The following is an 8,516-nucleotide window of genomic DNA, read 5'->3' as shown; positions in this document are numbered from 1 at the left end:
ATTAGTGTTAGCCCCACTTAATTTATCCGTAAATAATTTATCAACGTCTTTTAAAGCCGCTAACTGTCGATCTAAATGTTGCTCCTTGGAACTCACACGCGCATAACCGATTTTAGCCATTTCCAATTCTCCTTTTGGACAGTTCTAATGAACACTTGTAATTCCTAGTATAGCACAGAAATAAAAAAGACCATTAGGGTATACCCTAGTGGCCGTTTTTAATCCATTATCAATGGCTTTTTAAATTAGGTCCTAGTACTTTTGGAATGGAAATACTTTCCAACACCAAAAATTCTAGACCCAGAGCGCCTGAGTGTAAACGGCGGTTATAAAATGTAGGAAAAGGGCGGTGAGAAATTGTCGGTTTTCCTACATTTTTTGATACCATTAATCACATCTTAATCGGGGAGGTTAATGATGTGAGACACGACATTAGAGAAGGAGTGAAACGTTACGTGGATAATGATATCGAACCCAATTATGCCGCTTTAAGCCGACAATATGACGTTGACTATCGCACTGCCAAGAAAGCTTATCAAGAAGTAAAGGAAGGTGACGCCAAGCCACAGAAACAGAAAAAGCAACGCCCTAGCCTGCTTGATCCCTATCGTGATGTTATCAAGGCCAAACTTGAACTGAACTGTTCAGCCATGGCGATTTTTAAGTTCATTCAGAAGAAAGGTTTTCAGGGTCAATATACGATCGTTAAAACCTATTGTGCCTCTATTCGTAAAGCGCGAACGCACAAAGCAACGATCCGAGTTGAACACACTGCTGGTCTTTCAGCCCAAGTTGATTGGAAAGAGGAGATGACGCTTTACAACAAGGAAAATAAGCCCTATTATTTTAATATTTTTCTATATGTCTTACCTTACTCAAAATTAAAATATTTGACTTTGATTTTCGAACGCAGCCAAGATACTTTATTTAATTGCCTTGATGACGCTTTTTGGCACACCGGCGGCGTACCAACTGAGATCTGGTTCGATAACATGAAGCAAGTCGTTGACCATTCAAAATCAAACTTTGGTCACCCCGTTTTCAATGAACGTTTTCGTCAGTTTAGTCAGGACGCAGGCTATAAACCCATCGCTTGTCGCGCTTTTAGACCACAAACTAAAGGCTCAGTTGAAGCATTAGCTCGCACCGTTGAACGTCTACGCCCCTACAATTATGAGTTCTGTGATGGGGTTGAGTTGATTAACTTAGTTGACAATCTCTGCGATGAACTTAATCATGAGGTCTCACAGGCTACCAACGAAATCCCACAAGATAAGTGGCTGGCCGAAGAAAAAGAGTACCTGCACCAGCTACCAGATGACCTACTTAAACCCTTCTTCGAAGAAGACATTACCCGTGTCGTGTCGAAGGAATCAATGGTTATCTTTCGCAAATGCAAATACTCCGTGGATCCACGGTATATCGGACGGACAGTCAATATTGAACTGTCTAATGATGAACATCACATCCAAATTTATTATAACGGAGAATTGATTCGCGCGCACGATATTACAACCCAGCAATTTAATTACAACGAGGATGACCAGATCAATATTCTTGGTTCAGATCTACTTAAGGGACGTAGTGAGACGGACATCAAAGCTTATATTGCGGCCCATATGAGTGCCTATGACGAGGTGTAACATGCGACAAACAACAACTAAATTCCAAGCGTTACTCAATAATCTCGATGTTCTAGGATTAAGTAAGATGCACGCCTATTTGCCGGAATATATTGATCAGATCAACGGGCAACAGCTTTCATTTACCGATGCCATGCTTGAGCTGACGAACACTGAATTGGCCTGGACACAAAGCCAACAAATAGCACGAATCATCAAACGGGCCCGTTTTCCTCAGGCGAAGGCCCTGAGCGCCTTTGATTTTAATTTTCAACCCAGTATTAATAAGCAAGAAATCTTAGGCTTTCAAGACTTAGCCTTTCTCGAACAACACAAGAATCTGATTTTCATTGGTAGTCCTGGTGTGGGGAAAACGCATCTAGCGATTGGTATCGGTATTGAGGCTTGTCATCAGGGTAAACGAGCTTTTTTTATCAACTGTCATGAACTATTGGCGCATTTACGGGCAGCTGATGCTAAAGGGACGTTAGACCGTAACATTAGTCGTTATGCCCGCTACGAGCTATTGATCATTGATGAGATCGGTTATTTACCGATCAATCATGATGAAGCCAATCTTTTGTTTCAATTGATCAATGCACGGTATGAGCGGCATTCAACCATTATTACAAGTAATAGCGACCTCTCAAACTGGGTCGAAACTTTTCAAAATCCGACTGTTACTGCCGCTATTCTAGATCGGTTGGTTCATCATGCCTACGTAATTAAAATCACCGGTAAATCTTATCGAATTAAGGGAGCCGATTGACCGCCACAAACCTACATTTTTTAACCGCCATAAACCTACATTTTTACGCCGCCCTTGACACCTGAGGAACCTCATCAAGACCTACAGGTCGTGCGGTGAGCCAATGGACATCGCCATTGCCACACTGAGGAAAAACCTCAGAGGCGTTTTGAATGCTTCTCAAACCAAGCTTTCAAATGGCCCACTAGAAGGCATTAACCGTAAAATTAAAGCGCTAAAGCGCAGCTGTTATGGATTTGCCAATCAAGAGCGCATGTTTGAACGGATCTACCAACTGATTGCCTAGAAAAGTCAGTGTACGACACCCCGGGGAGGAGTGTGCTCAAAAACAGGGCTACAGAGCATAATTGCGGCCATCTGACTTCTCAAACGGAGTTTTTCGATTCAATAACAAAAAGCCCACTCCGAAGAGTGGACCTTTCAAAAGATAAAAACTATTAATCAACACCATTTGACACAGAGCCAGAATAATAATATTCTTCAGGGCCCTCTTTAAATAATCTATATTCACTACAGATATATTTATTTAATGGTTAATCATTACGACGTTTCTTGATACCAAGAAAACCGAGTAAACTTCCAAACATTGCCAACAAAATACCAATAAATGACATTGTTTGACTTTGACTATTGTTTTCACCAGTTTGAGGCAATTCATTTTCATTAGCCTGCTTTTTGTTTTTACCAGTTTGAGGCAACCGTTGGTCCACAAAATTAGTAGCCGCCGCTTGACCAGCCTGAATCGGTTTTGCTGGCGTCGTTGGTTGACTTGGGTTAACTGGTTTTGCTGGCGTCGTTGGTTGACTTGGGTTAACTGGTTTTGCTGGCGTCGTTGGTTGACTTGGGTTAACTGGTTTTGCCGGCGTCGTTGGAGCGTTCTTGGTATAGGTAACCGTGAATGCTAAGTCCTTGGAGTCCCCATTAACTGTTTGCTTGTCAATTTGCGCCTTGTCAGCTGTATAACCCTTTAATTCAGGACTTGTGACTGCGGCAAAGCTTTGATCTGCTGACCAAGACCCATAGGTCTTTGCCCCAGTTACTGCGTCAGTTGAGACTGAACGTGTGAACTCTACTGGCTTAGCAACATGGTCATCGACTGCCTTTGAGCCATCTTTGTAGACATAATGAATGGTCTCATTAACTGTCTTCTTCTCTGTCGTAATCGTTGGAGCGTTCTTGGTATAGGTAACCGTGAATGCTAAGTCCTTGGAGTCCCCATTAACTGTTTGCTTGTCAATTTGCGCCTTGTCAGCTGTATAACCCTTTAATTCAGGACTTGTGACTGCGGCAAAGCTTTGAGCTGCTGACCAAGACCCATACGTCTTTGCCCCAGTTACTGCGTCAGTTGAGACTTGACGTGTGAACTCTACTGGCTTAGCAACATGGTCAGCGACTGCCTTTGAGCCATCTTTGTAGACATAATGAATGGTCTCATTAACTGTCTTCTTCTCTGTCGTAATCGTTGGAGCTGGCTTCGTCGGTTGTGGATGAATATCCCATCTGTGCGATTCACCGCCGGTTATATTAACGATATTAGCAACAATATTCCCATCAATGTTAACTCCAGCATTAATAGTCGCATTAGGTGCTAAAACGCTTCCCATAAACCGACCACTGCTGAAATTGAAGACTTGTTCACCGGTACCTAAGTTCCATAATACATGGTTAGGCTCTGAATGCCCTTCACTGTTGGGTAGAGAATTCGTTCCATCATCATAATCTAATTGAACTTGTGTAGAAATATTTTGATCACCATTTGGAATATCAGTAACGTTAATGACGATAGTGGGGCCATTTTCTTCTTGAGATATTCCCTTGATTGTAATCGGCTGAGGAGCACTCAAATATTTGAATGGAACATTTACATAAATAATTTGTGTTCCAGTTGCTACTTTCGAAACATCAACATAGCGATTATTCATGTCATCATAATTTGAAATAACACCTTTTGACTGAGGAGTACTAGCATAACTGGTAGATGCCTTTACTAGTTGTTGAAATACATCACTAAAATCAATATAGGTCCGCCCATTGGTATCTTGATAAACATCTTCAGGTTTTAAATTATCCATAGTGATACCATTGATCAAGACCTTGTTATTTTCAATTGATACATTAACATCTTTACCTAATACTACATGATTGAATGTTTTATTTCTAAAAGCGTTACTTTGAAGATGTTTGGCCAGTTGTTGAATGTAATAAATATCACCGCTAGTTAAATTGTATGAATCACCACGTGTACCAAAATCATTAGAGCCATTTAAAATTTTAACAGCTAAATTACCATTAGTATCCGCCGATAAACTAGCTTGATTTGCAAAAATATGGAACAGAGAAGCTAATTTTAAAACACTGTTAGTATTTAGGTCGTTAATATCAATTCCTAAATTTTTTAAATAAGTATCATCACTAATGGAGGTAGCTGGTTGGACACTATTAGATGATAAGGCCATTAGCAGCTGAAAAACACTCTTCGTATCACTGGCACTGCTTACTGCAGTAGCTGCTGATTGAGCAGCACTCTTCGTATCACTGGCACTGCTTACTGCAGTAGCTGCTGATTGTTGAGCAGCACTCTTCGTATCACTGGCACTGCTTGCTACAGTAGCTGCTGATTGAGCAGCACTCTTCGTATCACGGGCACTGCTTGCTACAGTAGCTGCTGATTGAGCAGCACTCTTCGTATCACTGGCACTGCTTGCTACAGTAGCTGCTGATTGAGCAGCACTCTGCGTATCATGGGCACTGCTTGCTACAGTAGCTGCTGATTGAGCAGCACTCTGCGTATCACGGGCACTGCTTGCTACAGTAGCTGCTGATGAAACAGCGCTCTTCGTATCACTGGCACTGCTTGCTACAGTAGCTGCTGATTGAGCAGCACTCTTCGTATCACGGGCACTGCTTACTACAGTAGCTGCTGATTGAGCAGCACTCTTCGTATCACTGGCACTGCTTGCTACAGTAGCTGATGATTGAGCAGCACTCTTCGTATCACGGGCACTGCTTGCTACAGTAGCTGCTGATGAAACAGCGCTCTTCGTATCACTAGTGCTGTTTACAGTGGCGGCAGTTAAGTTCCCTGAGGTGGTATCAGCATGAACTGCTACCGTTGATACCCCACCGAAGACAAAAAAAGACAGTGTAGCAATTGCGGCAAAAACGAATTTTTTGCCATCTTTATACATTTTATAATGTAATTTCTTTTCTCCCATTATAAATTCCCTCCCTTATATTGAGCTAACCTACTTTTAATCTACTTTTAATCTACTTTCAATTATATACTTTTAGAATAGAATGACATACCTAATTCTGCAAAATAAAGCACTTTTTTGTAAATAGTCAAGGAGATATCATGAACCAGTCAACTTTTCAGCTACTTGGTAATGTTGCTTCAGCAGATTTCTACCTTTGTGAAGACAGTGATATTACTTTAATATCTGATAATAATGCCTATAATATGAAAGCTTTAGCCCAAGAAGCACTTAAACTGCGTGTTCCTAATTCTTTGACCGTTATTGATTTAAACAACTTCTACGTTGGTATGATCCCTATTGATCATAATCAGATATTGACCATGATTCCTCATATTAACACCACCAATATCCCATTCAATTATCAGAAAATCACTAATTTTATCGGGTCTAGAATTTTTGGTGTTGGAAAGTATTTCCATTCCAAAAATACTAGGCCCTAATTTAAAAAGCCATTGATAATGGATCAAAAAAAGGCCAATAGGGTATACCCTATTGGCCGTTTTGAAAAATCGTTGTATTAAATCCAGAAAATTTCATTAATGAAATTTAAATCGAGGACTTCTTTAATTTTGAAATTCCTGTGGAAAAGTTAAAAACAAGTGCAAGGTTGACGTGATTAAATTTATTCAAAAGAAAGCCTATTTTTGGGAATTATTTTTTTCCTCAATTGTCAAATCAAGTGCAACACTAAGAATCTATTCTTAGAAGTGGTCTAGTTGCTAAGCTAGTTCAGGCATTAGATCGGCTGGGCAGCGATAGTTCAATGACCGCCGTAGCCGGTTATTTAAGGTATCTTGAGCCAGCTGAATGTCAATGAGTGAGGCCGAAGCCAAGGATCTGCCCTTCGGGAAGAACTCGCGCAAAAGGCCGTTAGTGTTCTCATTGGTTCCACGTTCCCATGGTGAATAAGGATGGGCAAAGTAGATGTCAGTTCCCTTGACTTGACTCAAGCTTGAGAACTCAGCACCATTATCAAAAGTAATGGTTTTAAAGTGCTCGGTTCCATAGTCATATAAGGTATTCTGGAGGGCTTTCAAGCAAGTGTCGGCATGATAATTGGGAAGTTTAACGATGATCTCTAAGCGACTAACACGTTCAGTCAAAGTCATTAATGCTGGCTCAGATTCAACCCGTTTGCCTTTGACCAAGTCACCTTCCCAGTGTCCAAGCTCTTGACGCGCTTGAACCATGGCGGGACGCTCTTCGATTGAATGGCCCAGATTTTTCTTATTGATTCGATGATGCTTTGCCCCGGGGCATTTAATCCGGCGACGTAGTTTAGCTGGTAGGTCTGAATTGCGGATAGCTAAACGCTGGTCATCAATATACCGGTACACCGTCGGTGTTGAGGGGCAGACAAGCCTTGGGTGATCAGTCTTGAATTGGTGGACAAAAGTATCCACACTATGCATCCTGGGACGCGCTTTTAAAGCTGTCACCAAAGCATTACAGAAGGTTTGACAATGATCAAAGAGTCCACGATAACAGCTATTTAGTCGGTGCTTACGATAAATTGCTTCACCAGTTTCTGCCAGATATGACTGTTCAAAGATATGAGTACTAGCGTTAATCTGTGTCGTTGTCCCACGTTTTAATTCACGTGAAATCGTGCTGGGATTACGATGAAGGGCCTGGGCAATTCGGCGGATAGACCAATCTAAGTCCCTTAGGGATTCAATTCGACCACGTTCAGCTAAATTGAGTTGGTGATACTGATTAGATATGATATTCTTAATTCGGGTCATGAAGATACCTCTTTCTTGTTTGTGGTGAATTAAGAATAGGTCTTCATGGCCTTTTTGACTAGTCTGAATAAAGAACTGGTCTAGTAGAGCAGGTGTTGCACTTCAATTTTAAATCGAGGTAAAAAATAATCATCAACATAAATAAAATTTTTAATTAACCGCCAATTTTCAACTGAAAGTTGCATTAGTGGAAAATTGGCTACTAAAGAACATAGATATAGGTACCTAGGGTTATGGCGTTGGGAAAAATTTATATTTCCAAACTTCCCCTGTATTTCGTCAAACATTTGCTGAACATCTCTAGTTGTACTACATTTAACAAAGTGATTTAAATAAATAAACTGAGATTTATCTGTATTATCGATCATCGATTTAGCTGTATTAATGGTTACGAGGAGCCATTGGTTCAAATTAATTAACTGTTTAGGCCGGTGGTATAATTCTTCTTTAGTTGTTTCAAATAACTGGTTATTTATGATTCTCTCACCTTCTTATCTGTAAATTGTTTGTCACTTCTGGTTTCTTTATTTTGGGGTTTTGTTCAGCAAATGCTTGCAGCTGTTTTTGTGTTCGATTACTGATTTCATGGTGTATATCATTTAGTTTATTTTTTAGTTCTGATTTTTGTTGTGGGTTCCTTGCTTGCTGAACTTGTCGTTGCAAACTTGATATAACTGATTAAGCGATCGGGCTGATAGCTTTTTTATTTTACATTTGAATTACAAGTGCATACCCCCATCTTCATGCCGGTTCCGGGTTTGGTGTTGCCGCTGCTTTTTCGTCATTTCCCACTCGGTTTCTTTCAGTCCACGTTCTTGCTTTTGCCGTTGGTAATCTTCATCACGAGCATATAGAACAGTCATGATCGCATCACTAAAGGCCGTCTTTAAGTAATAGTCTGGACTAACTGGCTTATAATTTAGCGGTTGATAATGCCCCATATTTGCTTTTCTGTACTGGTCGTCCTTGGCTTGTTGCCCTTTTAACTGCTTTTGGATTTTCTCGATCTGACTGTTCTTAATCGTCGGATCGGCTTTGCATTCGCCAAAAAAGAGTTGTTTAGTGCCATCATGCTTTAAAACCCGTTGTAAGTGATGATTTTCTAACTGATCTAAGCTAAGCT

The 8,516-nt window shown here is 40.6% G+C and carries 6 protein-coding genes and 3 pseudogenes; 4 read left to right on the top strand and 5 right to left on the bottom strand.

Annotation, left to right across the window (positions count from 1 at the left end; genetic code table 11):
• Positions 1-120 (bottom strand): recombinase family protein (locus ACKTSF_RS13900; protein WP_407890103.1); only part of this gene is annotated, 120 nt, incomplete at its 3' end.
• 299 nt (positions 121-419) lie between these two features.
• Between ACKTSF_RS13900 and istA the strand changes: the two genes are divergently transcribed.
• The 3 genes and pseudogenes from istA to ACKTSF_RS13885 all read left to right on the top strand — a co-directional run.
• Positions 420-1,643: an IS21 family transposase gene (istA, locus tag ACKTSF_RS13895; protein WP_407890192.1), complete on the top strand. Its 1,224-nt coding sequence runs from the start codon at positions 420-422 to the stop codon at positions 1,641-1,643.
• 1 nt (position 1,644) lies between these two features.
• On the top strand, positions 1,645-2,391 hold the full coding sequence (gene istB, locus ACKTSF_RS13890; RefSeq protein WP_010012133.1) for an IS21-like element helper ATPase IstB: 747 nt from the start codon (positions 1,645-1,647) through the stop codon (positions 2,389-2,391).
• Positions 2,392-2,452: 61 nt separating this feature from the next.
• Positions 2,453-2,677 (top strand): annotated as a pseudogene (locus ACKTSF_RS13885) (transposase); the annotation flags it as partial.
• Positions 2,678-2,924: 247 nt separating this feature from the next.
• On the opposite strand, the gene ACKTSF_RS13880 reads toward ACKTSF_RS13885, so the two are convergent.
• Entirely contained in the window at positions 2,925-5,606 is a 2,682-nt protein-coding gene (locus ACKTSF_RS13880; protein WP_407890190.1) for a mucin-binding protein, read from the bottom strand.
• A gap of 140 nt (positions 5,607-5,746) precedes the next feature.
• On the opposite strand from ACKTSF_RS13880, the gene ACKTSF_RS13875 reads away from it, so the two are divergent.
• Positions 5,747-6,088 (top strand): hypothetical protein, encoded by a 342-nt coding sequence (locus ACKTSF_RS13875; protein WP_333504200.1) that lies wholly within the window; start codon positions 5,747-5,749, stop codon positions 6,086-6,088.
• Between the two features lie 279 nt (positions 6,089-6,367).
• Here ACKTSF_RS13875 and ACKTSF_RS13870 read toward each other — a convergent pair whose 3' ends face one another.
• From ACKTSF_RS13870 to ACKTSF_RS13860, 3 genes and pseudogenes are all read right to left on the bottom strand, one after another.
• Positions 6,368-7,393 carry an IS30 family transposase gene (locus ACKTSF_RS13870; protein WP_010619295.1) on the bottom strand — a complete coding sequence of 342 codons (1,026 nt, stop codon included), beginning with the start codon at positions 7,391-7,393 and terminating at the stop codon, positions 6,368-6,370.
• Between the two features lie 483 nt (positions 7,394-7,876).
• Positions 7,877-8,100 (bottom strand): annotated as a pseudogene (locus tag ACKTSF_RS13865) (LtrC-like protein); the annotation flags it as partial.
• 12 nt (positions 8,101-8,112) lie between these two features.
• A pseudogene (locus ACKTSF_RS13860) lies at positions 8,113-8,516 on the bottom strand (MobQ family relaxase); the annotation flags it as partial.

It is taken from the genome of Levilactobacillus muriae, assembly GCF_045862015.1.
Classification (GTDB): Bacteria; Bacillota; Bacilli; order Lactobacillales; family Lactobacillaceae; genus Levilactobacillus; species Levilactobacillus muriae.
The sequence above is the reverse complement of the archived record's forward strand: the minus strand, read 5'-3'. Positions and strand labels throughout refer to the sequence as shown.

What these genes read in the sequence shown, in the direction of transcription:
- ACKTSF_RS13880 (WP_407890190.1), bottom strand. Translation starts at nt 5,606, where the DNA reads ATGGGAGAAAAGAAATTACATTATAAAATGTATAAAGATGGCAAAAAA.
- istB (WP_010012133.1), top strand. Translation starts at nt 1,645, where the DNA reads ATGCGACAAACAACAACTAAATTCCAAGCGTTACTCAATAATCTCGAT.
- ACKTSF_RS13870 (WP_010619295.1), bottom strand. Translation starts at nt 7,393, where the DNA reads ATGACCCGAATTAAGAATATCATATCTAATCAGTATCACCAACTCAAT.
- ACKTSF_RS13875 (WP_333504200.1), top strand. Translation starts at nt 5,747, where the DNA reads ATGAACCAGTCAACTTTTCAGCTACTTGGTAATGTTGCTTCAGCAGAT.